Here is a 25,068-nt window from a genome sequence, read left to right as displayed (position 1 = left end):
CGGAAGGCGTTCAACGCCTATCTTCGCAACTGCGAACGAGTAGCGGGTATGACGCTCAGAGCTTGCGCAGCGCGACTTCCTCGACGCGGTGATCCTCGCCCTTGCGCAGGATGAGATCGGCCCGCGGGCGCGTCGGCAGGATGTTGTCCCGGAGGTTCACCAGATTGATCCGCGTCCACAGCCGCTCGGCGATCTCGATCGCCTCCACTTCGCCGATGAGGGCGTAGCGATGGAAATAGGAGTTCGGATCGCGGAACGCCGTCTCGCGGAGGCGCAGGAAGCGGGCGACATACCAGCGATGGATGTCGGCCTCGTCGGCGTCGATATAGATCGAGAAATCGAAGAAGTCAGAGACGAACGGCACAGCGCGGCCGTCGCGCGGCAGCCGCGGCGTCTGCAGCACGTTCAGCCCCTCGACGATGAGGATGTCCGGCCGGTCGATCGTGACCCGCTCGCCCGGCACGATGTCATAGACGAGGTGCGAATAGACCGGGGCGGAAACCTTGTCGGAACCCGCCTTGATGTCCGACAGGAAGGAAAGCAGCGCGGGCAGGTCGTAGCTCTCGGGAAAGCCCTTGCGCTCCATCAGGCCCTCGCCCTGCAGCACGGCATTGGGATAGAGGAAGCCGTCCGTGGTGATGAGCTCGACCTTCGGCGTGTTGTTCCAGCGCCCGAGCAGCGCCTTCAGGATACGGGCGGTGGTCGACTTGCCGACCGCCACCGAACCACCGATGCCGATGATGAAGGGCGTCTTGCCATCGCGATCGCCGAGGAAGGTGCGCGTCGCCGTATAGAGTTCCTGGGTCGCCGCGACGTAGAGGTTGAGCAGGCGCGACAGCGACAGGTAGATCGTCACGACGTCGTCGAGTGAGACCGGGTCGTTGAGGCTTCGCAGCCGCGCCAGATCGGCCTCGTCGAGCGTCAGCGGCGTGTCGGCACGCAGATTGGCCCATTCCTCGCGCTCGAAGACGCGATGGGGGGCGTGTTCCGGCCTGAGGATCCAGTCCATGCTTCCTCCCGGGTCGGCGGATCACTCCGCCGGCCGCGATGCCTTTTCCTCGAGCCCGGTCTGCCCCGTGCGGCGCGCCAGTTCCGCGAACACGGCGTCGAAGGCGACGCCGCGCGATTCGAGCAGGACGGCGAGGTGATAGAGCACGTCGGCCGTCTCCGAGACGAGCGCGTCGCGGTCGCCCTCCACCGCGGCGATCACCGCCTCGACGGCCTCCTCGCCGAACTTCTTGGCGATGCGAGCGGGGCCCTTGGCCATCAGCTTGGCGGTGTAAGACGACGCATCGTCCGAATAAGCGCGGCGCTTCACGATGGCCGCGAGGTCGTCGAGCGAGAATTCCGACACGAAATGCCTCTCAACCGTCGAGCCGAACGGGGATGCCGGCAGCCATCATATGCTCCTTGACCTCCCGGATCGTAAAGTCGCCGAAATGGAACACCGAGGCGGCAAGCACGGCGCTGGCATGACCCTCGCGCACGCCCGCAACGAAATGGCCGGGATTTCCGACGCCGCCCGACGCAACCACGGGCACCGGCACGGCATCGGCGATCGCCCGGGTCAGGCCGAGATCGAAGCCGTCGCGCGTCCCGTCGCGGTCCATGGAGGTGAGCAGGATTTCGCCGGCGCCGAGCGCGGCGACCTCGATCGCATATTCGACCGCGTCGATGCCGGTCGGCTTGCGGCCGCCATGGGTGAAGATCTCCCAGCGATCCGCCGTGGCGCCATCCTGGCCGCGCCGGCGCGTCTGCTTGGCGTCGATCGCGACCACGATCGCCTGCGCGCCGAACTTTTCCGCGGCGCGGGCGACGATCCGCCGATCGGCCACGGCGGCGCTGTTGATCGAAACCTTGTCGGCGCCAGCCAGCATCAGCGCCCGCACATCCTCGACGGTGCGCACGCCGCCGCCGACGGTCACCGGCATGAAGCAGGCCTCGGCCGTGCGCGCGACCACATCGAGGATCGTGCCGCGGGCCTCGTGGCTCGCCGTGATGTCGAGAAAGCAAAGCTCGTCGGCACCGGCCTCGTCATAGGCCTTCGCCGCCTCGACCGGATCGCCGGCATCGACGAGATCGACGAACTGCACGCCCTTGACGACACGGCCATCCTTGACGTCGAGGCAGGGAATGACGCGGGTCTTGAGCATCAGTTCAGCGCCTCCCGCGCGGCGCGGATGAGCTTCAGCGCCTCTGTGGCATCGAGCCGACCGTCATAGAGGGCGCGGCCCGAGATCGCGCCTTCGAGGATGCGGCAGTCCGGCTCGAGCAGGCGGCGGACGTCGTCGAGCGAGGCGAGGCCGCCCGAGGCGATCACCGGGATCTGCACGGCGCGGGCGAGCGCCAGGGTCGATTCGATATTGAGGCCCTTCAGCACGCCGTCGCGGTCGATGTCGGTATAGACGATGGCAGCGACGCCGGCGTCCTCGAAGCGACGCGCGAGCTCGATCGTGGTCAGTTCCGAGGTCTCGGCCCAGCCCTCGACGGCGACGCGGCCGCCGCGGGCGTCGATGCCGACCACGATGCGGCCCGGATGGGCGCGGCAGGCCTCACGCACCAGATCCGGATCGCGCAGCGCGATCGTGCCGAGGATGACGCGGCGAATGCCCTTCCCGAGCCAAGTCTCGATGCCGGCGAGATCGCGGATGCCGCCGCCGAGCTGGACCGGCATTTTGACGCTCGCCAGGATCGCCTCGACGGCCGCGCCGTTCACGGGACGGCCGGCGAAGGCGCCGTTCAGATCGACGACGTGGAGATATTCGAAGCCCTCGGCCTCGAAGGCGCGGGCCTGCGCGGCCGGATCGGCGTTGAAGACCGTCGCCTCGTTCATGTCGCCGAGCTTCAGGCGGACGCAGGCGCCATCCTTCAGGTCGATGGCGGGGAAGAGGATCATCAGGGCTTCCACTTCAGGAAGTTGGCGAGGAGCGCAATGCCGAGCTTCTGGCTCTTCTCGGGATGGAACTGCGTGCCCGCGAGATTGTCGGTAGCGACGATCGCCGTGACCGGGCCGCCATAATCGGCGGTGGCGACGACATCGGACGGAGCCTCGGGATAGAGCTGGTAGCCATGCAGGAAATAGGCGTGCCAGCCTTCCGGCCCGAGCGGGATCGCATCGAGGATCGGATGGGTGTTGGCGACGTCGAGCGTGTTCCAGCCCATATGCGGCACCTTGAGCGCCGGATCGGACGGGCGGACGGGGCGGACCTCGCCGGCGATGCGGGCGAGCCCGGCCGTGATGCCGTATTCGATGCCGCGCGTCGCCAGCAGCTGCATGCCGACGCAGATGCCGAGGAACGGCCGGCCCCGCGCATCGACCGCCTCGCCGATCGCCTCGATCATACCGGGAACGGCGTCGAGATGCTGGCGGCAATCGGCGAAGGCGCCATCGCCGGGCAGCACGATGTGATCGGCCTTCGCGACCACAGCCGGTTCGGAGGTGACGACGACAGGGCCATCCGCGCCGGTCAGCCGGCCGGCAAGCTCCAGCGCCTTCTTCACCGAGTGCAGGTTGCCCGCACCATAGTCGATGACGGCGATCGTCATGATGCTGTCCCCGGCGTCGGGAAGAGCCCGACCACGGCGGGTGCGGGCAGGAGCGGCTGCGTCCGCAACGGCGGCAGCGGGGGCGGGGTCACCGTCTTCTCGGCGCGGCCGGCGAAGAAGCGGATATCGGCCACCGCGCGCGACGACGCCTCGACGACGCCGACGAAATCATAGCCGGCAAGGCCAAGCGACCAGCGGCGCAGATCATTGCCCTCGAAACCGAGCAGCAGCGGCACGGCGAGGCTGATCGCCCAGGAGAACGGCAGCAGGAACGGTGCAGCCGGCGGCCAGCCGATCATGTCGAGCGCGTTCTCGCGTCCGAGCCAGGCAGCAGCAGCCAAGGCGATGATCGCAAACGCCAGCACGATCCACATGCGGCGATAGATCAGCCAGAGAAAGGGGATCAGCAGGCCGGGCCAACAAAAGCCCTCCTTGACGAAAACGAAGCGGGTTTCGTCGCGCCCCCGCGCGCGTTTGGCGGGGGGCGGAGCGTGCACGGTATAGATCGTCATGACGGCCCTATTCGCCCAGCCGGCCCTTGGTCGAGGGGACGCGGCCTTCCTGTCGCGGATCGATCGCCATCGCGGCGCGCAGCGTGCGGGCCAGCGCCTTGAAGCAGGTCTCGGCGATGTGATGATTGTTCTCGCCGTAGAGGTTCTCGATATGCAGCGTCACCGCAGCGTTCTGCGCGAAGGCCTGGAAGAACTCCTTGAACAGCTCCGTATCGAAATCGCCGACCTTGGGCCGCGTGAACGCGACCTTGAAGACGAGATAGGGCCGTCCCGACACGTCCACGGCGCAGCGGGTCATCGCCTCGTCCATGACGAGGTGCGTATCGGCGTAGCGCGTGATGCCGCGATAGTCGCCCATCGCCTGGCGGAAGGCGAGGCCGATGGCGATGCCGACATCCTCGACCGTGTGGTGCTGGTCGATGTGGAGGTCGCCCTTGGCGCGGACCGTCAGGTCGATCAGGCCGTGGCGCGCGAGCTGGTCGAGCATATGGTCGAAGAAGCCGATGCCCGTCGCGATATCCGCGCGGCCGGTCCCGTCGAGGTCGAGGGTCACCTCGATCTCGGTCTCCTTCGTCTTGCGCTCGATCGTCGCGCTGCGCATCACCCATGTCCTTCTGGCCGAAACAGGCGGCTTTTAGCAGGCGAAGCCGCGCAAAGCCACAGTCACGAGCAAGGCTTTGCATTGTTCGGCACCCGTCCTACATAAGGCTCTCTAACAGATGAGGGGTCGCCGCGGGGCCATTCCGGACCAAGGCGGCCCGCCGGAAAGCTCTCATGACAGATTCTTCTCTCCACGACCCCTATGGCCCCTGGCATGGCACGACCATCATCACCGTGCGCAAGGGCGGCAAGGTGGTCATCGCCGGCGACGGCCAGGTTTCGCTCGGCCAGACGGTCATCAAGCACAATGCCCGCAAGGTGCGCCCGCTCGGCAAGGGCGGCGTGATCGCCGGTTTCGCCGGCTCGACCGCGGATGCCTTCACGCTTTTCGAGCGGCTCGAGGGCAAGCTCGAACAATACCCCGGCCAGCTCACCCGCGCTTGCGTCGAGCTCGCCAAGGACTGGCGCACCGACCGCTATCTGCGCCGTCTCGAGGCGATGATGCTCGTCGCCGACAAGACGACCAGCCTCGTCCTCACCGGAACCGGCGACGTGCTGGAGCCGGAGGGCGGCGTGATGGGCATCGGCTCGGGCGGCAATTATGCCCTCGCGGCGGCCCGTGCGCTCATGGACACCGAACAGAGCGCCGAGCAGATCGCCCGCAAGGCGATGGCGATTGCTGCCGATATCTGCGTCTACACCAACACCAGCGTCACGCTCGAACAGCTCGATGCAGCCTGAGCCGGAAGGCGACGGCAGCATCTTCGACCCACGCGTTTTGTCCGGCGTCCCGCGCTCTGCCTGAGGCGGGACACCGAGGACGGATCAGAGCCCCATGACCAATTTTTCTCCCCGCGAGATCGTCTCCGAACTCGACCGCTTCATCATCGGCCAGCACGACGCCAAGCGCGCCGTCGCCATCGCGCTGCGCAACCGCTGGCGCCGCCAGCAGCTCGAAGGGCCGATGCGCGAGGAGGTCCTGCCGAAGAACATCCTGATGATCGGGCCGACCGGCGTCGGCAAGACGGAGATTTCGCGCCGCCTCGCCAAGCTTGCCGGCGCGCCGTTCCTCAAGGTCGAGGCCACCAAGTTCACCGAGGTCGGTTATGTCGGCCGCGATGTGGAGCAGATCGTGCGCGACCTCGTCGAGGTCGGCATCGCGCTGACGCGCGAGAAGAAGCGCAAGGACGTCGAGGCCAAGGCCGAGCTCTCGGCCGAGGAGCGCGTGCTGACGGCGCTGGTCGGCGAATCCGCCTCGCCTGCGACGCGCGAAAGCTTCCGCAAGAAGCTGCGCGCCGGCGAGCTGGACGACAAGGAAATCGAGATCGAGGTGCGCGATCCCTCGGGCGGCATGCCGCAATTCGAGGTTCCGGGGATGCCCGGCGCCTCGATCGGCGTCATGAACATCGGCGACATGCTCGGCAAGGCCTTCGGCGGCAAGACCAAGACGCGCCGCGTCACGGTGCGCGATTCGCACAAGGTCCTGATCGACGAGGAATCCGACAAGCTGCTCGACAATGAACAGCTGACCGCCGAGGCGATCTCGGTCGTCGAGAATGACGGCATCGTCTTCATCGACGAGATCGACAAGATCTGCGGCCGCGAGGGCCGTTCGGGCGATGTCTCGCGCGAGGGCGTGCAGCGCGACCTGCTGCCGCTGATCGAGGGCACGACGGTCGCGACCAAGCACGGGCCGGTGAAGACGGATCACATTCTGTTCATCGCCTCGGGCGCGTTCCACGTCGCCAAGCCGTCCGACCTGCTGCCGGAGCTGCAGGGCCGCCTGCCGATCCGCGTCGAGCTTTCGGCGCTGACCCAGTCGGATTTCCGCCGCATCCTGACCGAGACCGAAGCCAGCCTCATCAAGCAGTATGTCGTGCTGATGGCGACCGAGGGCGTCACGCTCGAGATCACCGAGGATGCGATCGATTCGATCGCCCGCATCGCGGTCGAGGTCAACGGCTCGATCGAGAACATCGGCGCGCGCCGTCTGCAGACCGTGATGGAGCGGATCCTCGACGAAATCTCGTTCTCCGCGCCCGATCGTTCGGGCGAGACGGTGACGATCGACGCCGCCTATATCGAGAAGCATATCGGCGATCTCGCGCGCAACGTCGACCTGTCGCGTTACATCCTCTGACGTCACGCGGCATACATTGCCGCCTTTCTGCCATCGATCAGCGGATGCTATAAGGCGCTCCGGCCCGAACCGGCGCTCCGGTTCTCCCTGCCACGATCGACCGGCGGACCCCTCGATGCTGCAGTTCCTTCGCGCACCCATCGCCGCGCTGCTTGTTGCGGCCCTTGCGACGCCCGCCTTCGCGGCCGTCCCGGTTCCCGAGGGCAATCGCTCCAAGACGCAGCCTTCGATCGACATGAGCTCGATCAAGCGCGCCGGCATGACGAAAGAATCCTTCGAGCAGAAATACAGCCAGATCTACGGCCTGCTGAAGCGCGACAAGGGGTTGATTCGCTCGATCAAGAAGTCGGCCGCCCGCTATGGCATCGACCCGATCCACATGATCGGAGCGATCGTCGGCGAGCACACCTACAATGTCGGCGCGTTCGACAGCGCGCAGGGCTATTACGTCAAGGCGCTGTCCTATCTCGGCACCAAGGACCTCACCTTCGGCTTTGGCGGCAAGACGATCGACCAGTTCCTGGCGCAGCCCGAATTCGACCAGTGCGACAAGGCCACCAACAATTACGACCTGTGGACCTGCCGCGAGGACGTCTATGACGCGTCGTTCCGCGGCAAGACGGTCGACGGCATCTCCTATCCGCGCGACCGCTTCTCGAAGGTCTTCTTCCAGCCGCTCTTCGCCGGCCAGACCTTCGGCCTCGGCCAGATCAACCCGCTGACGGCTTTGACGGTCACCGATATCGTCCACCGGACCAGCGGGCTGCCGCTGCTGACCGCCGACCAGGCGCCGCAGGTCTATCAGGCGATCATGGATCCGGACATGTCGCTGGACTACATGGCCGCGATCATCAAGCTGTCGATCGACGTCTATCGCGACACGGCCGGCGTCGACATCTCGGACAATCCCGGCGTCACGGCGACGCTCTACAATGTCGGGGACGTCAAGGTCCGGGCGCGGGCACTCGCCCAGGCGCGCAAGCGCAACAAGAATGCCTGGCCGGAAGAGAATTATTACGGCTGGCTGGTCAACGCGCGCGAGGCGGAGCTCCGCGCGCTGCTCTGAGACCGCGCCTCATTCCGGACAACGCTGCAGCACCGAACCCGTGCCATCGCCGATCGGGTCCCAGTGCAGCGTGTCGTCGAGGACCGTGAATCGGTAATCGTGCGAGCTGTCATCGCTTCCCGGCCCACCCATCGGATCCTGGCATTCGAGATGCACGATCCATGAGCCGCCATCCGGCGTGAAACTGGCCGTGGGGCAGAAGAAGTCGCCCCAATAGGCGGCCCCGGCCTCGACCTGCGTCAGCGGGGGAACCGTCTTCGATGCGCAATCCTTGAGATCGTCTGCCCAGAGGCCGACATACGGCTCCGCAGCGATGGCGGGCACCGTGCCGATCGCCAGCATCAGGGCCATACACCTCAAGCGGCGGCCGGCATCGCGCAGCGGCATGTCCATGGGAGACCTCGCCTGTCATGCGGTTCGACGTTGAATTGTGCGCCCGGCAGGCCTTTCCCGCAATGGGCGATCGCTCAGCCAGTCAGCCGCTGCGGCGGGCCGATGCCAGCACCGCCAGCAGGTCGCGCAGGTCCTGAGGCTCCAGGGAGCGGATGTCGCGGGCGAGGCGATTGGCGAGTTCGGTCGCTTCGGGTTCGAGCCCCGCGGTATCCACGGTGACGCGCGGATGGGAGAGGGCAGCGAGTTGCTGCAGTTCCTCTGCCTCGTCCCAGATGATGTTGAAGAAGGTGATCACCCGCTGGACCATCATCCAGGTGGGCGGCCCGCGCCGGCCATGCTCGAGCGCCGACAGATAGCTCGGCGTGACGCGGAGCGCCGCCGCCATCGCCTTCAGCGTCACGCCGCGCGCCTCGCGCAGCTCGCGCAGACGACGGCCAAAGGGCGTCATGCCCGCCCCCGCGTGTCACCGCCGCGACCAGATTTACGGATCCGCACATAGAGCGCGCCGCCGCCGCCATGGGCGCGATGCGCCTCCTCGAAGCCGACGACGACCGATCGGAGGCCCGGCTCCGAGAGCCAGTGCGGGACGCGGCGGCGCAGCACGCCCCGCTCCTCAATGAAATCATCGGGGTTGCCGCCCGGCCTGCCCTTGCCGGTGATCACCAGCACGACGCGGGCGCCAGCCGCCTGCTGGTCGCGCAGGAAGCGATGCAGCCGCTCATGGGCGGCGAGCTGGTTCATGCCATGGAGATCGATGCGGGCGTCGATCTCGATCACGCCACGGACGAGTCGGGTGATGGTGCGCCGCTCGATCGGATGCAGCGGGGGATGCGGAGCCTTTGCGCTCGGCCGCGCCGGCCCCTTGTCTGTGGGCGTCGAAAGTGGCGCCGGCTCGCTCGCCGCGACGACCACCGGCTCCGGCGGCGGGGGTTCGGCCGGGGCGTCTTCTGGCCTGAGCGGCGCAACAGTCCGGGCTACGCTTTCCCATAGGGCGCGTTCCTCGCCGGAGAGGCCGCGCCGGCGACGCGTCACGACGCGACCCGCGGCACGAACACGACGAAGCGCCCCTTGGCGGCCATGCGGCCGGCGACGCGGCCCGCCTCGTCGCCCGATCCGAAGAAGATGTCGCCCCGCGCCGGGCCAATGATGGCGGAGCCGGTGTCCTGCGCGATCAGGAGACGGTGGAACGGGCCACCCCCCTCAGCCTCCGGCAGGCTCGTCTCGATCCAGACCGGGCTATGGAAGGTGTACAGCGTCCGGTCGACGGCGAGGCTGCGGCCGGTGCTGAGCGGCACCTTCGCGGCCGCGATTGGTCCGAGCGCGGCATCCTCGACCGCCGCCTCGCGAAAGAAGATATAGGACCGGTTGGTCCACATCGCCGACTGGGCGGCCTCGGAGTCCGCTGCGAGTGCCGCGCGGATGGTCTGCATGGAGACATTGCCCCGCTGCAAGACGCCCCGCTCCAGCAGGACGCGGCCGACCGGCGTGTAGTCATGCCCGGACTTGGCGGCATAGGTCACCCGCAGCAGGGACCCATCCCCAAGGCGGAGCCGGGCCGCGCCCTGGATATGAATGAAGAACGCGTCGACCGGATCCGCCAGCCAGGCGATTTCGAGGTCGCGCCGGTCGAGCGCGCCCCGCTCGATCTCGCCGCGATCAAAAAAGGGCTCGACGCCGGCCTCGATGCGACGGGCGAAACGCATTCCGGCCGGGAGGTTCGCCGGCGGGTCGACTTCGTCCACCTCGACGAGTTCGGGCGGCGGGCGCAGCAGCGGAATAGTGAAGCCCGGCTCACGCTCCAATCGGGCTTCGACTTCCGGCTCGTAATAGCCGGTGAAGAAGCCGTCGGCGCCGACGCGGTGCGGCACGAAATTCTCTTCGAAGAAGGCGCGCGCGCGCTCAGCGCCGGGACGCTCGGGAAGGGCGAGTGCCTTGCGCGCGACAGCTGAGAGCGCCGCGCCGTCTACACCGAGCGCCCTGGTCTTCGGTGCCTCGGCGGCGGCGCGGACCGCGCTCCGGCGAAAGGCGGCGAAGGCCGCTTCATGATCGTCTTCCGACCAGCCGTCGAGCTCGTGGAATTCCGCCGCGTGCAGTTCGGCTGTCGCCATGATGGGGGTGGCTCACTCGACCGTTTCGGTCGCGACGAGCGCCCAGTTCGGATCACGCGAGGTGACGTCGCGCGCAAAGGTCCAGATATCCGTCACGTCGGCGACCGCGATGGGATCGCCATCGACGACCTCGCCGCCCTTGTCCCGCGTTACAGAGACCAGCTTCGAGCCGAAGCGTACGGTGACCTGCGCCGTGCGGTCCTTGAGCACGGCTTCGACGATCTCCGCCTTGTCGATGCCGACGAAATTGAACTCGACGGTCTCCCCGCGGCGCTCGCGCTCGTCGATCGCGCCGGCGAAGCCGTCATAGACGTCGCGGCCGAGCAGCGGCTTCAGCGCCTTGCGGTCGCCGCGGGCGAAGGCCGTGATGATGATTTCATAGGCCGAGCGCGCGCCATCCAGGAACTGCCGGGGATCGAAGCTCGCATCGGCGAGCAGAATACTCGCAAGACCTGCAGCCGCCGGGGAATCGGCCGGGACGACGGCGGTGATGCGCTCGTCGGTCGCGGCGCCGGCTGCCGGGCTCGCCGCGCCCTCGGGGCGCGGCAGCGCGACGACATTGTCGTTCTCCGCGCCGCTGGACGCCGGCTTCACGTCGATCACCTCGCCTTCAGCGGGCTTGTCGTCGGCCGTGCGGGCCTTGCGGCGGGCGAAGGGATCGAAGGGGGGACGTTCCGTGCCCGTGCGCTGACCCAGCACGCTGCGGAGCTTGAAGAAGATCACGACAGCGAGGACGAGGAATATCAGCGTGTAGATATCAACGAAACCGTTCATGCCGATGGTGTCCTGTCCCGGTTGGATTGGGCCGCGAGACCCTGGATCGCATGACCTTTCCTCTATTTGGTCATGCTTGGCGGTCGATCCAAGGGCGTCGCGGCACGCGCATCAACCCTCAAGCCCGATCAGGGGCCGTGCTGTCAAGGCGCAGCCTCGCCGGGGGCCCCGTGCCGCGCTTGTATCGGACAGGCGGAAGTGTTAGCCCACGCGCGAAACCGACCGCCTTTCAGACAAGGTCGATAACACCGACAGGAGCGCGAGCCCATGGCCGACACTACTCTAGACGGCGCGCAGCCGAACCTGACGGTCCTCATCCAGTATGTGAAGGACCAGTCGTTCGAGAATCCGGCGGCACCGCGCTCGCTCGGGCCGCGCAACGCCGCTCCGAACATCAATATCGGCATCAATGTCACGGCCAATCCCCTCGACGAGGAGGATTTCGAGATCGAGCTGCGTCTCGAGGGCCGCGCCCTGGCCGGCGAGCAGGTGCTGTTCGTCGCCGAGCTCGTCTATGCCGGCGTCTTCCGCGTCTCGAACGTACCGAAGGAAAACCTGCCGCCGCTGCTCATGATCGAGTGCCCGCGGCTGCTGTTCCCGTTCGCGCGCCAGATCCTCGCCGACATGACGCGCAATGGCGGCTTCCCGCCGCTGCTGATCGATCCGGTCGACTTCACCGCGCTCTATCGCCAGCGCCTGATGGAGTTCGCGCAGACGCAGGGCGTGCGCCCGAGCTGATCAATCGGAAGGCGGCGCCGCATAGCGGCTCCAGATCGCTTCCTTGATCTTCCCCACGAAAGCCTCGTGGGCTTTGAATTCCTCCTCGCTCCCGCGCGGGGCGAGGGGTTCGGGTCTCCTGCCGACGACCCCGCGGACCGGCGCCGACGGCCCGGCATCGACGACCGGCTTCTCCTCGACCGCGACCAGGACGAGGCCCGGCTGGCGTCCACCGATCAGCTCGAGATAGACCTCCGCCAGCAGCTCCGCGTCGAGCAGGCCGCCATGCAGCGTGCGCTTCGACGTGTCGATGCCATAGCGGGCGCAGAGCGCATCGAGCGAGTTCGGGCCGTTCGGATGCTTGCGGCGCGCCAGAACGAGCGTATCGATCACCCGGTCCGGCGGAATCGGCGGCCGGGAGAGCCGCCCCAGTTCGGCATTGAGGAAGGCGACGTCGAAGCTCGCATTGTGGGCGATCATCGTCGCGCCCTCGATGAAGGCGGCGAATTCGTCGGCCACATCGGCGAAGAGCGGCTTGTCGGCGAGGAACTCGTCGGAAAGCCCGTGGACGCGAAACGCCTCCACCGGCATCGTCCGCTCCGGATTGAGATAGACGTGATAGTTCCGCCCGGTCGGCAAATGGTTGAAGAGTTCCACGCAGCCGATTTCGACCAGCCGGTCGCCCTTCAGCGGCTCGAGCCCCGTCGTTTCCGTATCGAACACGATCTCGCGCATCAAAGCTCCGTCTCGTCGCCGGTTTCCGCGGCAGGATGCGCCGCCTGGATCCCCGGTTCAACCAACCCGGTCCGTCATCCCCGGAAGGATCGCGCCGCCGCCACGGGCGCAAGCGCGCGCAGGATGTCCGCCGCCTGCCGGTCTGCGCATTCCATCGCCCCGCTCGTATCGACGACGAAGTGCGCGCGCCGGCGCTTCTCCGCATCGGGCATCTGGCGGGCGAGAATCTGTTCGAATTTCGCGACCGTCATGCCGGGCCGCGCCAGCACGCGCTCGCGCTGGATATCCGTCGGTGCGGACGCAACCACGACGACATCGACGCGCTGCTCGCCGCCGGTCTCCAACAGGAGCGGAATATCCAGGACGGCGAAGCTCCGTCCGGCGGCCCGCGCACGACCGAGCCAGGCGGCCTGCTCGGCGCGAACAAGCGGATGCACGATGGCCTCGATCTCGGCCAAGGCCTCGGGCCGGCGCGCGATCTCGGCGGACAGCGCCACGCGATCGACGAACCCCTCGCGCACGGCATCAGGGAAGGCTGCACCGACTGGCGCAACCGCAGCGCCGCGATAGAGACGGTGCACCAGCGCATCCGCATCGAGCAGCGCCGCGCCGCGGGCCGCGAAGAAGCGGCCGAGCGTCGACTTGCCCATGCCGATCGACCCGGTCAGGCCGATCACGATCACGGCGCGGCCTCGACGATTCCCATATCGGCCAGGACGAGACGGCGCAGTTCCGGCGTGACCTCCGGGCGAACGCCGAACCAGTATTCGAAACCGGGCGCCGCCTGATGCAGCAGCATGCCGAGCCCGTCGACCGTCTGGAGACCGCGCGCCCGGGCGAGTGCCAGCAGCGGCGTCTCGAGCGGCACATAGACGATGTCGGTCACGAGAAGGTCGTCGCGTGCCCGTTCGAGGTCGATGACGAGCGGCGGCTCGCCCTGCATGCCGAGCGAGGTGGTGTTGACCAGGAGTGCGGCTTCGGGGAGAAGCGCCGGCAATTGGTCCCAGCCGGCCGGCCGCACGACGCTGCCGAAGCGCTCGGCGAGCGCCTCGGCGCGGGCGAGCGTGCGGTTGACGACATGGATCGGGGCGAAGCCGCGCTGCTTCAGCGCCCAGATCACGGCCCGCGACGCACCGCCCGCGCCGAGCACGATGGCCGGCCCGCTGCGCGCGCTGAAATCAGGCGAGCTCTGGTCGAGATTGGCGATGAAGCCCGGCGCATCTGTATTGGCGCCGACCAGCTGGCCATTCTCGACGAACAGCGTGTTGACGGCGCCGAGCGCGCTCGCGACGGCATCCGTCCGATCCACCGCGGCGAAGGCGACTTCCTTATGCGGCACCGTCACATTGGCGCCCACGAACGGTCCGCGCGCGAAATTGGCGAAGAAGGCCTCCGCTTCCTCTGGCGGCACGGCGTGCTGGACATAGTCGCCGGCCAGGCCGTGACGGGCGAGCCAGTGACGGTGGATGATCGGGGAGCGGGAATGGCGGATCGGCCAGCCGACGACGCAGGCGGTGGGGATCGTTGGATCGGACATGCGGCGGTTCAACTTTCGAGGGCGCCGAGCTCGCGGAGCGCTTCGAGCAGCGGCAGCATGGGCAGGCCGAGAATGGCGAAATAGTCGCCATCGATCGCCTGGAAGAGGCGGATGCCGACCCCTTCGATGTGGTAGGCGCCGACCGAATGCAGAACATCCTCTCCGGCCGCATCCAGATAACGCTCGATTGCCGCGTCCGAAAGGGGCCGCATGGTCAGCGACACCGTCGCGATGAGCCGCCGCGCAATGCCGTCGCCGAAGCCGATCGACACGGCCGAGTGCAGGTGATGGGTACGGCCGGCGAGACGGCGGAGATGCTGCGCGGCCTCGGCACGGCTCGTGGGTTTCACGAAGCGCTCGCCCTCGAGGTCCAGCACCTGATCCGATCCGATGACGATGTCATCGGGACGAAACGGCATCACGGCGAGCGCCTTCGCATCGGCCAGCGCGATCGCAAGATCACGCGGGCTCGCGCCGCCGGCCAGGATGAGGTTTTCCATCGCGCGCTCGTCGACATGCGGCGCCACGGCCTCGAAGACGAGACCGGCATTGGCGAGCAGCGCCCGGCGGGTGCCGGACGAGGAAGCAAGGACGATCATCAGCCGAGAGCCTCCCGAATGCGGCTCGGATCCCCCTGCCGCAACGACAGGATCGCCGTTGCCGTCTCCTCGATCGAGCGACGCGTGACATCGATGACGGGCCAGCCATTGCGCGCGCAGATCTTCCGCGTCGAAGCGACCTCATTGGCCACGGCCGCGCGGTCGACATAGATGTCGTCGCCGGGAACCGACGAGAAGGCGAGCAGCCGGTTTTCGCGCAGCTGGATGATGCGGTCGGGCGTCGCGATCAGGCCAACGATCAGCGGACGCTTCGCCTCCGCCAGTTGCGCCGGCAGCGGCACGCCCGGCACGATGGGGATATTGGCCGTGCGATAGCCACGATTGGCGAGATAGATGCTGGTCGGCGTCTTCGACGTGCGGCTGACGCCGATGATGACGATCTCCGCGAGATCGAGTTCCTCGGGGAACTGCCCGTCATCATGCATCATGGCGAAGGTCAGCGCCTCGATGCGACGGAAATATTCGCCGTCCAGCGCATGCTGGGCGCCGGCCCGGCCCTCGCTCGAAGCACCGAGATAGGATTGGAACAGCTGCAGCACGGGACCGAGGACGGAGACGCAGGGCACGGCGATTTCGCGGCAGCCCGCCTCGAGCGGTTCGGCAATCGTCCGGTCGACCAGCGTGAACAGCACGATGCCGGGTTCGCGCTCGACATCCTGGAGAATGCGCTCGACCTGCTTGGGCGCGCGGGTCATCGCGTGCAGATGCTCGACGACCACGACGCCGGGATATTGCGCCGCGGCGGCGCGCGCCACGGTCAGCAGCGTTTCGCCGGTCGCATCCGAGACCAGGTGCAGGTGAAGATGGCGCGCTTCGTTCTTCACAGTTTTCCCGCCCGCCTGTGGATGGACCGGGACGAAATCGGCCCGTTTCCCCGCAGGACCCGAATGTCCCCGATCACGGCAAAAGGATCAACAGGCAGTGAGGCTGGGGACGCGATCATCCCGCTTAGACTGGAATCGCGAATTGCGATCAGCCTGCCCAATTTCTTAACGAGTTCTTAACAGGGAGGTCGAGATCGTTCGAATTTTAATGATCGGGCAAGACTCGATGGGAGTCAGAGGGATGCGGCTCGCCGTCCAGCGACTTTCCACAAGCCGGGTTCGAGAGGCCGGATTCCGGCGTTAACAGCTCTGCGTCAGTGGCACTCATTGTGGATGGATCGGAATGACGCTAATCCCCCGTCTAAAAGAAGAAGCAATCTAAGATTCACTTCCCTTTTGGCAGGTGAGTGTGCATCCCGAAAACGGTCTCGGCCCTTCCCCAGCGCTGCTTCGCGTCCTCGACGGCGAACGGCTTTCGACGCCTCCGATCTGGCTCATGCGCCAGGCAGGACGCTATCTTCCGGAGTATCGGGCAGCGCGGGCGAAGGCCGGCTCATTTCTCGATCTCTGTTTCGCGCCTGAACTCGCCACCGAGGTGACGCTGCAGCCGATCCGTCGCTTCGGCTTCGATGCGGCGATCCTCTTCTCGGACATTCTCGTGATCCCGAGGGCTTTGGGCCGTGACGTGCGCTTCGTCGAGGGCGAAGGACCGCGCCTCGATCCGATCGATCCGGCCGGCATCGCCGATGTCGCCGCCCGGAGCCGGGAAAGCGGGCTCGTGGTGCAGGAACTCGCTGCGGTGATCGAGACGGTTCGCCGCGTGCGGGCCGAACTGAAGCGCGAGACCGCGCTGATCGGCTTCTGCGGTGCGCCCTGGACCGTGGCGACCTACATGGTCGCGGGGCAGGGCACGAGCGATCAGGCCCCGGCCCGACTGAAGGCGCTGTCCGATCCGGAGGGGTTCGCCGTCCTGATCGAGGCGGTCGTTGTCGCGTCGATCGATTATCTCGTAGCCCAGCTCGAAGCCGGGGCCGATGCGGTACAGATCTTCGACAGCTGGTCGGGCGTGTTGGGGCCGGAGGCATTCCGGCGCTGGTCGCAGGAACCGGCGGCGCGGATCACGGCCGGCGTGCGGGCGCGTGTTACCGGCGCGCGGATCATCGGCTTCCCCAAGGGCGCCGACCGCGGCATCGCCGCCTATGCGGCGGCCACGGAGGTGAATGCGGTCGGGCTGGACTGGAGTGTCGGACTCGGCACGATCCGCCGCGAGACCGAAGACCGGATCGTGCTGCAGGGCAATCTCGATCCGATGGCCCTGGTGGCCGGCGGCGCGGCGCTCGATGCCGGCGTCGAGACGATCCTGTCCGACATGGAAGGCGGCCGGCATATCTTCAATCTCGGCCACGGCATCGTGCCGCAGACGCCGATCGCGCATGTCGAGCAACTCATCCGCCGCGTGCGCGGATAGGAGGGCGGATGGCCTATTACGACTGGATCAAGGCGCTGCACATCATCGCGGTGATCGCGTGGATGGCGGGCCTGTTCTATCTGCCGCGGCTCTTCGTCTACCACACACGGGCCAAGCCGGGCTCTGAGATGGCGCAGACCTTCGAGGTGATGGAAGCCAAGCTGCTGCGTATCATCATGAATCCCGCCATGATCGTGACCTGGCTGGCCGGTCTTGCGCTCGCCCGTCTCGGCGGCTGGGAGGCGCAGCCCTGGTTCATGGCGAAGTTCGCCCTTGTCGTGCTGATGAGCGGTTTCCATATGTGGCTTGCAGGGCGTCGGCGCGACTTTGCGGCCGGCCGCAATCGCATCTCGGAGCGGGGTTATCGCCTCGCCAACGAGATCCCGACCCTGCTGATGATCGCCATCGTGATCCTCGTGGTGGTAAAGCCTTTCTGAAATGTAAGGTCACGTTTCGTGATCGGGTGCTTGCCGAGCCGCGTTCGAGCGACTATGGTGCGGCATCTTATCGAAGCAGACGGATGCGGGTGGACCTGCCAGGGTCATTCCACGCATCACGCGGGCAGCCCTTGAAGCTGCGACCGGTTCAAGTTCTGCGCAATCCTCCATGACCGATTCTGTGTCTTTGAATCCAAGCGAGATTCGCCAAACCCATGCGTGAAATGAGACTGCAGGACCTCAAGGCCAAGTCCCCGACGGAGCTTCTTGCCTTCGCCGAGGAGCTCGAGGTCGAGAATGCGAGCACGCTGCGCAAGCAGGAGCTGATGTTCGCGATCCTGAAGCAGCTGGCCGCCAGCGACGTCGAGATCGTCGGTCAGGGCGTGGTCGAAGTGCTGCAGGATGGATTCGGTTTCCTGCGTTCGCCCGATGCGAACTATCTGGCCGGACCGGACGACATCTACGTGTCGCCCTCGCAGATCCGCCGCTTCTCGCTCCGGACCGGCGACACGGTCGAGGGCTATATCCGGAGCCCCAAGGACGGCGAGCGCTATTTCGCCCTCCTCAAGGTCAACACGATCAATTTCGAAGACCCGGAGAAGGCGCGCCACAAGGTACACTTCGACAATCTGACGCCGCTCTACCCGAACGAGCGGTTCAAGATGGAACTCGAGGTTCCGACCGGCAAGGACATGACGCCGCGGATCATCGATCTGGTGGCGCCGCTCGGCAAGGGCCAGCGCGCCCTCGTGACCGCGCCGCCGCGCACCGGCAAGACCGTGTTCCTGCAGAACATCGCGTCGTCGATCGCGCATAACCATCCCGAGTGCTACCTGATCGTGCTGCTCATCGACGAGCGGCCCGAGGAAGTCACCGACATGCAGCGTTCGGTGAAGGGCGAGGTCATCTCCTCGACCTTCGACGAGCCGGCCACCCGCCACGTCGCCGTCGCCGAAATGGTCATCGAGAAGGCCAAGCGCCTCGTCGAACATGGCCGCGACGTCGTCATCCTGCTCGATTCGATCACGCGCCTCGGCCGTGCCTACAACACCGTCGTGCCGTCCTCCGGCAAGGTGCTGACCGGCGGTGTCGACGCCAACGCCCTGCAGCGCCCGAAGCGCTTCTTCGGTGCCGCGCGCAATATCGAGGAAGGCGGCTCGCTGACCATCATCGCCACGGCGCTCATCGATACGGGCAGCCGCATGGACGAGGTGATCTTCGAAGAGTTCAAGGGCACGGGTAACTCGGAAATCATTCTCGACCGCAAGGTCGCGGACAAGCGCGTCTTCCCGGCGATCGACATCACCCGGTCGGGCACGCGCAAGGAGGAGCTGCTCGTTCCGTCCGACGTCCTCAAGAAGATGTATGTCCTGCGCCGCATCCTCATGCCGATGGGCACCGTCGATGCGATCGAGTTCCTGCTCGACAAGCTGAAGCAGACCAAGAGCAATGCGGACTTCTTCGACCAGATGAACACCTGATCGCGGCGCGCGGTCGCCTCATTCCACGAGGAGGAACCGCGCGAGTTCGTCGGCGTCCTGGATCGGCAGCGAGCAGGCGCCTTCGCGACAGACATAGGCGGTCGGCCGACCGCCGATCGCCGTCCGGCCATGCGCCGGATGGTCGGGCGACAGGCTGTGGCCGTCGCTCCGGATGTCGAGCGTGAGGTCGGAGCGCCAGTTGCGCGCGACGACATCGGCAAGCGGCGCCGCGCTCGCGGAATCGGGCGCCACGATGACCACGCTGCGCACAGTCAGGCGGAGATCGAGCGCGGCGAGCAGGCTTGCCGCACCGAAGGCGTTGGCCGCGATCATGCCGGCTGCCGAGCTCAGGATCGCATCGGCGCGCTCGCGAAACCGCTCCTCACCCGTCAATGACCAGAGCTGGATATAGGCGTTCGCGGCGAGGCCATGCGCATTCGGCGTCGCATCGTCATGCCGGTCGCGCCGCCGCTGGATGAGAACCTCCGCATCGTCGGCCGTGAAATAGTAGCCGCCATCGCCGGTGGCGTGGTGACGCTCCAGCAGATCCAGCAGCCGCTCAGCCTCGGCGAGATAGGCCGCGTCCTGGCTGGCACGATGAAGCGCCAGTGCCGCGGTCGCCAGCGCCGCGAGGTCGGAGGAGAAGGCGGGACCGATATGCCGGCCGGCGCGATGCGCATGCATCGGGCGACCGTCGACCGAGAGAACTGTACCGATACCGGCGAAAGCGCGGCGCGCGCGTTCGAGCCAGTCGGGCCGGTTCAGGCGGAACGACGCCGCTGCGAGGCCCGTGATGGCGAAGGCATTCCAGTCGGCCAGCTGCTTGTCGTCGAGACCCGGCCGCGGCCGGCGATCGCGCGCGACGCGGAGCATCTCCAGAATATGGCGACGGCGGGTCTCGTCCGCCGGCGTGAGTGGCGGGTGGGGTCGCAGCCGGTTCGGGATCGATTCGCCGTCCCAATTGCCCTCGGCCGTGATGTCGTAGAGCGTCGCGATGAAGCCGGCATCGGCTGCGGTCAGCAGGGAGTCGAGTTCCGGCCGCTGCCACACATAATAGGCACCCTCGCGCCCATCGGAATCGGCGTCGAGGCTGGCGGCGAACAGGCCGTTATCCAGCGGCATCTCGCGCTCGAGCCAGGCGATGGTGGTTTCGATTCGGTCCTGGAACGGATGCTCTGGCGCCGCGGGGGATCCGGCGAGCGCGAGGCGTTCGAGCAGGAGGCCATTGTCCGAAAGCATCTTCTCGAAATGCGGTGCCAGCCAGCGCTCATCCGTCGAATAGCGCGCGAGGCCGCCGCCGATATGGTCGTAGATGCCGCCATCGGTCAGGCCGCGCAGCGTCGCCTGCACGGCGCCGGCGAGATCGTCACGGCCGGTTCGCTCTGCGCTCCGTGCGAGGAAGTCCAGGAGCGGGAAGTTCGGGAATTTGGGCGCGCCGCGCGTGCCGCCGCGATCGGGATCCATCACACCGAGCAGGGCGTCGGCCGCCTGGTCGAGCAGGTCGACGTCGAGACGGGCGGTCACCTCGCGGCGCGGCGGTGCGGAGAGATGCGCGGTCAGGCGGGCGGCCTGATCGGCGACGCTCTCGCGTTCGTTCGCATAGACCTCCGCGACGCGGCGCATGACGTCGACGAAGGACGGGCGTCCATAGCGCGCCGCCTTCGGGAAATAGGTGCCGCCCCAGATCGGCTTTCCTTCCGGCGTCAGGAACATCGTCAGCGGCCAGCCGCCCGGCTCGCCGATCGCGTGCAGCGCCGCCATATAGATCTGGTCGAGGTCCGGCCGTTCCTCGCGATCGACCTTGATGTTGACGAAGAGAGCGTTCATGACCTCCGCTGTGGCGGGATCCTCGAACGACTCGTGCGCCATGACATGGCACCAGTGGCACGCCGCATAGCCGATCGACAGCAGGATCGGCCGATCCAGCCGCTGCGCCTCGGCGAGCGATTCAGCGTTCCAGGCGCGCCAGTGCACCGGGTTGTCACGGTGCTGCAGAAGATAGGGGCTGGTCTCATGGGACAGGAGATTTTGGGACACCGGCCTCTCGCAGCTTGGGATCGACGCGCGGACAGCATAGCGGAGGCGGAGCCCCCGTCGAGCGGCGATACGGTCTTCGCCTTGTCGAGCGGCCAGCCGCCGGCCGGCGTCGCGGTGATCCGGGCGAGCGGTCCCGGCGTTCGATTCGGACTCGAAACATTGCTCGGTCGCATTCCGGAGCCGCGCCACGCTACTTTGGCGACGCTTCGCACTGCCGATGGCGAGCCACTCGATCGCGCACTGGTGTTGTTCTTTCCGGCGCCGGCGAGCTTCACCGGCGAGGATGTCTGCGAGCTTCATGTGCATGGCGGACGCGCCGTCGTCGCGGCCGTGCTGCGGGCTTTGGGCGAGCTGCCGGGATTTCGCCCGGCGGAACCCGGCGCGTTCACCCGGCGCGCTTTCGTCAATGGCCGCGCGGATCTGACCGAGGTCGAGGGCATTGCCGATCTCGTCGCGGCCGAGACGGAGATGCAGCGTCGGTTGGCGATCGGTCAGGCTGGAGGTGGGCTGCGGCGGCTCGCCGAGACTTGGCGGACCCGACTCGTCGAGGCCCGCGCCTTTCTCGAGGCGGAACTCGATTTCAGTGACGAGGATGACGTCCCCGAGACGCTGGCGAACCTGTCTGACGCGATCGCGGACAGCGTCGCGAGGGAGATCGAAGCCCATCTGGGTGACGCCGCCTTTGCCGAGCGCGTGCGGTCGGGCTTCGAGGTAGTCCTGCTGGGCGCACCCAATGTTGGCAAGTCCAGCCTTCTCAACGCGCTGGCGAAACGCGAGGTCGCCATCGTCACGGCCGAGGCCGGCACGACGCGCGACACGATCGAAGTGCGGATGGATCTCGACGGTTATGCGGTGACGCTCGTCGACACCGCCGGGCTGCGCGAGACGGACAATCTGATCGAGCGCGAGGGCGTGCGACGGGCACGTGCCCGCGGCGAGGCGGCGGATCTGGTGCTGCTGCTGTCGGACGGCGATGAGGGTTCACGCTTTGCATTGCCCGACACCAGCGCCTCGGTATTGCGTGTCCGGTCTAAGGCCGACCTCAACGCGATCGATTCGGATCCGAACCGATGGGATGTGGCGATCTCGGCGCCGACGGGGCAGGGACTGGACGCGCTGCGGCAGGCGATCGCAGCCTCGCTCGGCCTCAGGCGCGCGGGTCCCGATCCGCTGGTGACACGGGAGCGGCAGCGCATCGAGTTGGAGCAAGCCTGTACTGCGCTCCGGGCTGCTTCCACGGAATCTGTGATCGAGCTGAAGGCGGAGCGGCTGCGTCAGGCGGGCGACGCCATCGGCCGGCTTACCGGACGCATCGACGTCGATGATTGGCTCGACGTGATCTTTCGGGAATTCTGCATCGGGAAATAGCCGAATCGTTTCGGGTGTTTCACGTGGAACAGGTCTTTGACGGACGGCGTCCGGATCGGTACAGCGAAGCGCGCGGCGGACGCGCAGACAAGATGTTTGGGAAGAAGATGACGTCCTTCGATGTGGTGGTCATTGGCGGTGGGCATGCCGGCTGCGAGGCGGCGGCAGGGGCTGCCCGCATGGGCGCGGCGGTGGCGCTGTTGACGCATCAGCACGCGACCATCGGCGTGATGTCCTGCAATCCGGCCATTGGCGGACTCGGCAAGGGTCATCTCGTCCGCGAGATCGACGCGCTCGATGGGCTGATGGGCCGCGTGGCCGACGCGGCCGGGATTCAGTTCCGCCTGCTCAACCGACGCAAGGGGCCAGCGGTGCGTGGACCGCGCGCGCAGGCCGATCGCAAGCTTTATCGCGAGGCGATGCAGACCGCGATCGCCGAGACCTCCGGACTGACGGTCGTCGAAGGCGAGGCCCACGATATCGACATTGTCGACGGGGCGGTCAATGCAGTCGTGCTGGCCGATGGACGGGTCCTTCGTTGCTCCGCGGTGGTGATTACGACTGGCACCTTCCTGCGCGGCCTGATCCATATTGGCGAAACCAAGATTCCGGCGGGGCGCGTCGGCGAGCAGCCGGCGCTCGGCCTCTCCGTGACGCTGGAGCGGGCGGGCTTCCGCCTGGCGCGTCTTAAGACGGGAACACCGCCGCGACTGGATGGTCGCACGATCGACTGGGCGTCGCTCGATCGCCAGCCCGGTGACGAGGAGCCCGAGCCGTTCTCGATGCTCACCGCGGCGATCACGCGCCCGCAGGTCGATTGCTTCATCACGCGGACGACGGCGGAGACCCATCGCGTCATCCGCGAGAACCTCGCGCGCTCGCCCATGTATTCCGGCCAGATCGAAAGCCGGGGACCGCGCTATTGCCCGAGCATCGAGGACAAGGTGGTCCGCTTCGGTGAACGCGATGGGCATCAGATCTTCCTCGAGCCGGAAGGGCTCGACGATCCGACGATCTATCCCAATGGCATCTCGACGTCGTTGCCGGAGGATGTGCAGCGCGCGCTGGTTGCTTCCATCCCTGGGCTCGAGAAGGCGGCGATTCTCCGGCCGGGCTATGCGATCGAGTATGACCATGTCGATCCGCGCGAATTGCGGGCGACGCTTGAGACCAAGCGCGTTGCCGGTCTTTTCCTCGCCGGGCAGATCAATGGCACGACCGGGTATGAGGAGGCGGCGGCCCAGGGTCTGGTTGCCGGTCTCAATGCGGCGCGTCGGGCGGGCGGCGCCGATGGCGTCACCTTTGCGCGGTCCGACAGCTATATCGGCGTGATGATCGACGACCTCGTCACGCGCGGCGTGTCGGAGCCCTATCGGATGTTCACCTCGCGCGCCGAATACCGGCTGTCGCTGCGGGCCGACAATGCCGATCAGCGCCTGACCGACTGGGGCGATGCGCTGGGGCTCATCGGCACTGAGCGTCGGCAGCGTTTCGGCGAGAAGAAGGCTCAGCTCGCGCAGGCGGCGGATCTCTATCGTGGCGTGGCGCTGACGCCGACCGAAGCGGCCCGCCGCGGGCTCGCTGTCAATCAGGACGGCGTCCGGCGCTCTGCCTTCGATCTGCTCGCCTATCCCGATGTGACGCCCGCGCGGCTCGCCCTGATCTGGCCGGAGCTCGGTGCGTTCCCGCAAGCCATCCTGGCGCAGATCGAATCGGACGCGAAATACGCCGTCTATCTCGACCGCCAGCGGCACGACATCGATTCGGTGCGGCGCGACGAAGGCGTCACACTGCCGGACGATCTCGACTTCGCCGGCATGGACGGCCTGTCGAACGAATTGAAGCTGCGCCTCAGCACGGTTCGTCCCACCACGCTCGGCCAAGCCGCGCGGATCGAGGGCATGACACCGGCCGCTCTGGCGCTCATTCTGGCGCGGACACGACGGCCGGGGCGGCGCACTGAGTCGCCAACGGGCGCGGCGTCGCTTGCCCAGAGCGCTGCGCTCGCAGCGGATGCGAGCGGATCGCCGTCGGGCGTTGGTGTCGAGCGGGGTGCGGCATGAGCGACGATTCGACGGCCGTCAGCCGCATCCTGCCTGTTTCACGTGAAACACTGGCGCGCCTCGAAGCCTATGTCGCACTGCTGCGCCGCTGGCAGCCGGCCCAGAATCTGGTGTCGCCGAAGACGCTCGGTGAGGTCTGGCAGCGGCACATAGCCGATTCGGCGCAACTGGTCGCCCAGTTCCCGAACGTCCTGCGCTGGGTCGACCTCGGGTCCGGGGCTGGCCTGCCTGGGATGATCACGGCCATTCTGCTGACAGGACGCGAGGGTGCGGTCGTCCATCTCGTCGAGAGCAATCAGCGCAAATGCGCCTTTCTGCGCAGCGTCATTCGCGAGACGGGGGCGCCGGCGACCGTCCATGAGGGGCGGATCGAATCGGTACTGAAACAATGGCGGGAACCGGTCGATTACATCAGCGCACGCGCGCTGGCCTCGCTCACTGATCTGCTCGACCTCGCCGAGCCGCTCTTCGCCGCCGGCACGCGGGCCGCCTTTCATAAAGGTGGAGATTTCGATGCGGAACTGGCGGAAGCCTCTAAATCTTGGTCGCTCGATCTGGTAAGACACAAGAGCATGATCGATCGCGACAGCACGATCGTGGAGATCCTCGGGGCGAAGCGGCTTTCGTCCCGCTGAGCGCATT

General features: G+C 67.0%; 28 protein-coding genes. 10 read left to right on the top strand and 18 right to left on the bottom strand.

Annotated features, from left to right (window positions below):
• Positions 1 to 55: 55 nt before the first annotated feature.
• From coaA to hisB, 7 genes are read right to left on the bottom strand one after another with little or no spacing between them, the layout of a single operon-like run.
• Positions 56 to 1,009, bottom strand: a complete 954-nt coding sequence (gene coaA, locus GGR25_RS10320) for a type I pantothenate kinase (protein ID WP_183398724.1) — start codon at positions 1,007 to 1,009, stop codon at positions 56 to 58.
• A 21-nt stretch (positions 1,010 to 1,030) separates the two neighbouring features.
• A complete protein-coding gene (locus GGR25_RS10315) occupies positions 1,031 to 1,354 on the bottom strand; it encodes a phosphoribosyl-ATP diphosphatase (protein ID WP_183398723.1) in 324 nt (107 codons plus the stop codon).
• A 10-nt stretch (positions 1,355 to 1,364) separates the two neighbouring features.
• Positions 1,365 to 2,153, bottom strand: coding sequence for an imidazole glycerol phosphate synthase subunit HisF (gene hisF / locus GGR25_RS10310; protein WP_183398722.1), 789 nt, complete (start codon positions 2,151 to 2,153; stop codon positions 1,365 to 1,367).
• Positions 2,153 to 2,896 (bottom strand): 1-(5-phosphoribosyl)-5-[(5-phosphoribosylamino)methylideneamino]imidazole-4-carboxamide isomerase, encoded by a 744-nt coding sequence (gene hisA, locus GGR25_RS10305; RefSeq protein ID WP_183398721.1) that lies wholly within the window; start codon positions 2,894 to 2,896, stop codon positions 2,153 to 2,155. The genes hisF and hisA overlap by 1 nt, the downstream gene beginning before the upstream one ends.
• Positions 2,896 to 3,546, bottom strand: coding sequence for an imidazole glycerol phosphate synthase subunit HisH (hisH, locus tag GGR25_RS10300; RefSeq protein ID WP_183398720.1), 651 nt, complete (start codon positions 3,544 to 3,546; stop codon positions 2,896 to 2,898). Before hisH ends, hisA begins: the two co-directional genes overlap by 1 nt.
• Positions 3,543 to 4,058, bottom strand: a complete 516-nt coding sequence (locus GGR25_RS10295; RefSeq protein WP_183398719.1) for a DUF2628 domain-containing protein — start codon at positions 4,056 to 4,058, stop codon at positions 3,543 to 3,545. The genes hisH and GGR25_RS10295 overlap by 4 nt, the downstream gene beginning before the upstream one ends.
• A 7-nt stretch (positions 4,059 to 4,065) precedes the next feature.
• Positions 4,066 to 4,659, bottom strand: coding sequence for an imidazoleglycerol-phosphate dehydratase HisB (gene hisB, locus GGR25_RS10290; RefSeq protein ID WP_183398718.1), 594 nt, complete (start codon positions 4,657 to 4,659; stop codon positions 4,066 to 4,068).
• Positions 4,660 to 4,832: 173 nt separating this feature from the next.
• Between hisB and hslV the strand changes: the two genes are divergently transcribed.
• From hslV to GGR25_RS10275, 3 genes are all read left to right on the top strand, one after another.
• Positions 4,833 to 5,399 (top strand): ATP-dependent protease subunit HslV, encoded by a 567-nt coding sequence (gene hslV / locus GGR25_RS10285; RefSeq protein ID WP_183398717.1) that lies wholly within the window; start codon positions 4,833 to 4,835, stop codon positions 5,397 to 5,399.
• A 94-nt stretch (positions 5,400 to 5,493) separates the two neighbouring features.
• Positions 5,494 to 6,798: an ATP-dependent protease ATPase subunit HslU gene (gene hslU, locus GGR25_RS10280; RefSeq protein ID WP_183398716.1), complete on the top strand. Its 1,305-nt coding sequence runs from the start codon at positions 5,494 to 5,496 to the stop codon at positions 6,796 to 6,798.
• Positions 6,799 to 6,913: 115 nt separating this feature from the next.
• A complete protein-coding gene (locus GGR25_RS10275; RefSeq protein WP_183398715.1) occupies positions 6,914 to 7,864 on the top strand; it encodes a DUF1402 family protein in 951 nt (316 codons plus the stop codon).
• A gap of 9 nt (positions 7,865 to 7,873) precedes the next feature.
• Here GGR25_RS10275 and GGR25_RS10270 read toward each other — a convergent pair whose 3' ends face one another.
• From GGR25_RS10270 to GGR25_RS10250, 5 genes are all read right to left on the bottom strand, one after another.
• Positions 7,874 to 8,257 carry a hypothetical protein gene (locus tag GGR25_RS10270; RefSeq protein ID WP_183398714.1) on the bottom strand — a complete coding sequence of 128 codons (384 nt, stop codon included), beginning with the start codon at positions 8,255 to 8,257 and terminating at the stop codon, positions 7,874 to 7,876.
• An 82-nt stretch (positions 8,258 to 8,339) separates the two neighbouring features.
• The gene (locus tag GGR25_RS10265) at positions 8,340 to 8,705 is read right to left on the bottom strand and encodes a helix-turn-helix domain-containing protein (protein ID WP_183398713.1); all 366 of its coding nucleotides are present in this window, start codon (positions 8,703 to 8,705) and stop codon (positions 8,340 to 8,342) included.
• Entirely contained in the window at positions 8,702 to 9,289 is a 588-nt protein-coding gene (locus tag GGR25_RS10260; protein WP_183398712.1) for a Smr/MutS family protein, read from the bottom strand. The genes GGR25_RS10265 and GGR25_RS10260 overlap by 4 nt, the downstream gene beginning before the upstream one ends.
• The gene (mltA, locus tag GGR25_RS10255; protein ID WP_183398711.1) at positions 9,286 to 10,365 is read right to left on the bottom strand and encodes a murein transglycosylase A; all 1,080 of its coding nucleotides are present in this window, start codon (positions 10,363 to 10,365) and stop codon (positions 9,286 to 9,288) included. Before mltA ends, GGR25_RS10260 begins: the two co-directional genes overlap by 4 nt.
• 12 nt (positions 10,366 to 10,377) lie before the next feature.
• Complete coding sequence (locus GGR25_RS10250) at positions 10,378 to 11,139, bottom strand: Tim44/TimA family putative adaptor protein (protein WP_183398710.1); 762 nt, start codon at positions 11,137 to 11,139, stop codon at positions 10,378 to 10,380.
• Between the two features lie 267 nt (positions 11,140 to 11,406).
• Here GGR25_RS10250 and secB point away from each other — a divergent pair, with 267 nt between their 5' ends.
• Positions 11,407 to 11,877, top strand: a complete 471-nt coding sequence (secB, locus tag GGR25_RS10245; RefSeq protein WP_183398709.1) for a protein-export chaperone SecB — start codon at positions 11,407 to 11,409, stop codon at positions 11,875 to 11,877.
• Here the strand turns inward: secB and dnaQ are convergent, their stop codons facing one another.
• The 5 genes from dnaQ to GGR25_RS10220 all read right to left on the bottom strand — a co-directional run bounded on the left by dnaQ (position 11,878) and on the right by GGR25_RS10220 (position 15,572).
• Positions 11,878 to 12,591: a DNA polymerase III subunit epsilon gene (dnaQ, locus tag GGR25_RS10240; RefSeq protein WP_183398708.1), complete on the bottom strand. Its 714-nt coding sequence runs from the start codon at positions 12,589 to 12,591 to the stop codon at positions 11,878 to 11,880.
• Positions 12,592 to 12,665: 74 nt separating this feature from the next.
• On the bottom strand, positions 12,666 to 13,274 hold the full coding sequence (gene coaE, locus GGR25_RS10235) for a dephospho-CoA kinase (protein ID WP_183398707.1): 609 nt from the start codon (positions 13,272 to 13,274) through the stop codon (positions 12,666 to 12,668).
• Entirely contained in the window at positions 13,271 to 14,128 is an 858-nt protein-coding gene (locus tag GGR25_RS10230; RefSeq protein WP_183398706.1) for a shikimate dehydrogenase, read from the bottom strand. Before GGR25_RS10230 ends, coaE begins: the two co-directional genes overlap by 4 nt.
• Before the next feature lie 8 nt (positions 14,129 to 14,136).
• The gene (locus tag GGR25_RS10225) at positions 14,137 to 14,727 is read right to left on the bottom strand and encodes a Maf family protein (protein ID WP_183398705.1); all 591 of its coding nucleotides are present in this window, start codon (positions 14,725 to 14,727) and stop codon (positions 14,137 to 14,139) included.
• Complete coding sequence (locus GGR25_RS10220) at positions 14,727 to 15,572, bottom strand: pyruvate, phosphate dikinase/phosphoenolpyruvate synthase regulator (protein ID WP_183398704.1); 846 nt, start codon at positions 15,570 to 15,572, stop codon at positions 14,727 to 14,729. Before GGR25_RS10220 ends, GGR25_RS10225 begins: the two co-directional genes overlap by 1 nt.
• A gap of 445 nt (positions 15,573 to 16,017) precedes the next feature.
• Between GGR25_RS10220 and hemE the strand changes: the two genes are divergently transcribed.
• The 3 genes from hemE to rho all read left to right on the top strand — a co-directional run bounded on the left by hemE (position 16,018) and on the right by rho (position 18,958).
• A complete protein-coding gene (gene hemE / locus GGR25_RS10215) occupies positions 16,018 to 17,040 on the top strand; it encodes a uroporphyrinogen decarboxylase (RefSeq protein WP_183399532.1) in 1,023 nt (340 codons plus the stop codon).
• 8 nt (positions 17,041 to 17,048) lie between these two features.
• Positions 17,049 to 17,477 (top strand): protoporphyrinogen oxidase HemJ, encoded by a 429-nt coding sequence (gene hemJ, locus GGR25_RS10210; protein WP_183398703.1) that lies wholly within the window; start codon positions 17,049 to 17,051, stop codon positions 17,475 to 17,477.
• A gap of 215 nt (positions 17,478 to 17,692) precedes the next feature.
• Positions 17,693 to 18,958: a transcription termination factor Rho gene (gene rho / locus GGR25_RS10205; protein ID WP_183398702.1), complete on the top strand. Its 1,266-nt coding sequence runs from the start codon at positions 17,693 to 17,695 to the stop codon at positions 18,956 to 18,958.
• Between the two features lie 18 nt (positions 18,959 to 18,976).
• Here the strand turns inward: rho and GGR25_RS10200 are convergent, their stop codons facing one another.
• A complete protein-coding gene (locus tag GGR25_RS10200) occupies positions 18,977 to 20,932 on the bottom strand; it encodes a thioredoxin domain-containing protein (protein ID WP_343068070.1) in 1,956 nt (651 codons plus the stop codon).
• A 99-nt stretch (positions 20,933 to 21,031) separates the two neighbouring features.
• On the opposite strand from GGR25_RS10200, the gene mnmE reads away from it, so the two are divergent.
• The 3 genes from mnmE to rsmG all read left to right on the top strand — a co-directional run bounded on the left by mnmE (position 21,032) and on the right by rsmG (position 25,061).
• Positions 21,032 to 22,363, top strand: a complete 1,332-nt coding sequence (gene mnmE / locus GGR25_RS10195) for a tRNA uridine-5-carboxymethylaminomethyl(34) synthesis GTPase MnmE (RefSeq protein WP_343068069.1) — start codon at positions 21,032 to 21,034, stop codon at positions 22,361 to 22,363.
• 107 nt (positions 22,364 to 22,470) lie between these two features.
• Positions 22,471 to 24,426 (top strand): tRNA uridine-5-carboxymethylaminomethyl(34) synthesis enzyme MnmG, encoded by a 1,956-nt coding sequence (mnmG, locus tag GGR25_RS10190; protein ID WP_183398699.1) that lies wholly within the window; start codon positions 22,471 to 22,473, stop codon positions 24,424 to 24,426.
• Positions 24,423 to 25,061 (top strand): 16S rRNA (guanine(527)-N(7))-methyltransferase RsmG, encoded by a 639-nt coding sequence (gene rsmG / locus GGR25_RS10185; RefSeq protein ID WP_183398698.1) that lies wholly within the window; start codon positions 24,423 to 24,425, stop codon positions 25,059 to 25,061. Before mnmG ends, rsmG begins: the two co-directional genes overlap by 4 nt.
• Positions 25,062 to 25,068 lie beyond the last annotated feature (7 nt).

Source organism: Kaistia hirudinis, from assembly GCF_014196455.1.
GTDB classification, from domain to species: domain Bacteria; phylum Pseudomonadota; class Alphaproteobacteria; order Rhizobiales; family Kaistiaceae; genus Kaistia; species Kaistia hirudinis.
The sequence above is the reverse complement of the archived record's forward strand: the minus strand, read 5'-3'. Positions and strand labels throughout refer to the sequence as shown.

What these genes read in the sequence shown, in the direction of transcription:
- coaA (WP_183398724.1), bottom strand. Translation starts at nt 1,009, where the DNA reads ATGGACTGGATCCTCAGGCCGGAACACGCCCCCCATCGCGTCTTCGAG.
- hisF (WP_183398722.1), bottom strand. Translation starts at nt 2,153, where the DNA reads ATGCTCAAGACCCGCGTCATTCCCTGCCTCGACGTCAAGGATGGCCGT.
- hisA (WP_183398721.1), bottom strand. Translation starts at nt 2,896, where the DNA reads ATGATCCTCTTCCCCGCCATCGACCTGAAGGATGGCGCCTGCGTCCGC.
- hisH (WP_183398720.1), bottom strand. Translation starts at nt 3,546, where the DNA reads ATGACGATCGCCGTCATCGACTATGGTGCGGGCAACCTGCACTCGGTG.
- GGR25_RS10295 (WP_183398719.1), bottom strand. Translation starts at nt 4,058, where the DNA reads ATGACGATCTATACCGTGCACGCTCCGCCCCCCGCCAAACGCGCGCGG.
- hisB (WP_183398718.1), bottom strand. Translation starts at nt 4,659, where the DNA reads ATGCGCAGCGCGACGATCGAGCGCAAGACGAAGGAGACCGAGATCGAG.
- hslV (WP_183398717.1), top strand. Translation starts at nt 4,833, where the DNA reads ATGACAGATTCTTCTCTCCACGACCCCTATGGCCCCTGGCATGGCACG.
- hslU (WP_183398716.1), top strand. Translation starts at nt 5,494, where the DNA reads ATGACCAATTTTTCTCCCCGCGAGATCGTCTCCGAACTCGACCGCTTC.
- GGR25_RS10275 (WP_183398715.1), top strand. Translation starts at nt 6,914, where the DNA reads ATGCTGCAGTTCCTTCGCGCACCCATCGCCGCGCTGCTTGTTGCGGCC.
- GGR25_RS10270 (WP_183398714.1), bottom strand. Translation starts at nt 8,257, where the DNA reads ATGGACATGCCGCTGCGCGATGCCGGCCGCCGCTTGAGGTGTATGGCC.
- GGR25_RS10265 (WP_183398713.1), bottom strand. Translation starts at nt 8,705, where the DNA reads ATGACGCCCTTTGGCCGTCGTCTGCGCGAGCTGCGCGAGGCGCGCGGC.
- mltA (WP_183398711.1), bottom strand. Translation starts at nt 10,365, where the DNA reads ATGGCGACAGCCGAACTGCACGCGGCGGAATTCCACGAGCTCGACGGC.
- GGR25_RS10250 (WP_183398710.1), bottom strand. Translation starts at nt 11,139, where the DNA reads ATGAACGGTTTCGTTGATATCTACACGCTGATATTCCTCGTCCTCGCT.
- secB (WP_183398709.1), top strand. Translation starts at nt 11,407, where the DNA reads ATGGCCGACACTACTCTAGACGGCGCGCAGCCGAACCTGACGGTCCTC.
- dnaQ (WP_183398708.1), bottom strand. Translation starts at nt 12,591, where the DNA reads ATGCGCGAGATCGTGTTCGATACGGAAACGACGGGGCTCGAGCCGCTG.
- GGR25_RS10230 (WP_183398706.1), bottom strand. Translation starts at nt 14,128, where the DNA reads ATGTCCGATCCAACGATCCCCACCGCCTGCGTCGTCGGCTGGCCGATC.
- GGR25_RS10225 (WP_183398705.1), bottom strand. Translation starts at nt 14,727, where the DNA reads ATGATCGTCCTTGCTTCCTCGTCCGGCACCCGCCGGGCGCTGCTCGCC.
- hemJ (WP_183398703.1), top strand. Translation starts at nt 17,049, where the DNA reads ATGGCCTATTACGACTGGATCAAGGCGCTGCACATCATCGCGGTGATC.
- rho (WP_183398702.1), top strand. Translation starts at nt 17,693, where the DNA reads ATGCGTGAAATGAGACTGCAGGACCTCAAGGCCAAGTCCCCGACGGAG.
- mnmG (WP_183398699.1), top strand. Translation starts at nt 22,471, where the DNA reads ATGACGTCCTTCGATGTGGTGGTCATTGGCGGTGGGCATGCCGGCTGC.
- rsmG (WP_183398698.1), top strand. Translation starts at nt 24,423, where the DNA reads ATGAGCGACGATTCGACGGCCGTCAGCCGCATCCTGCCTGTTTCACGT.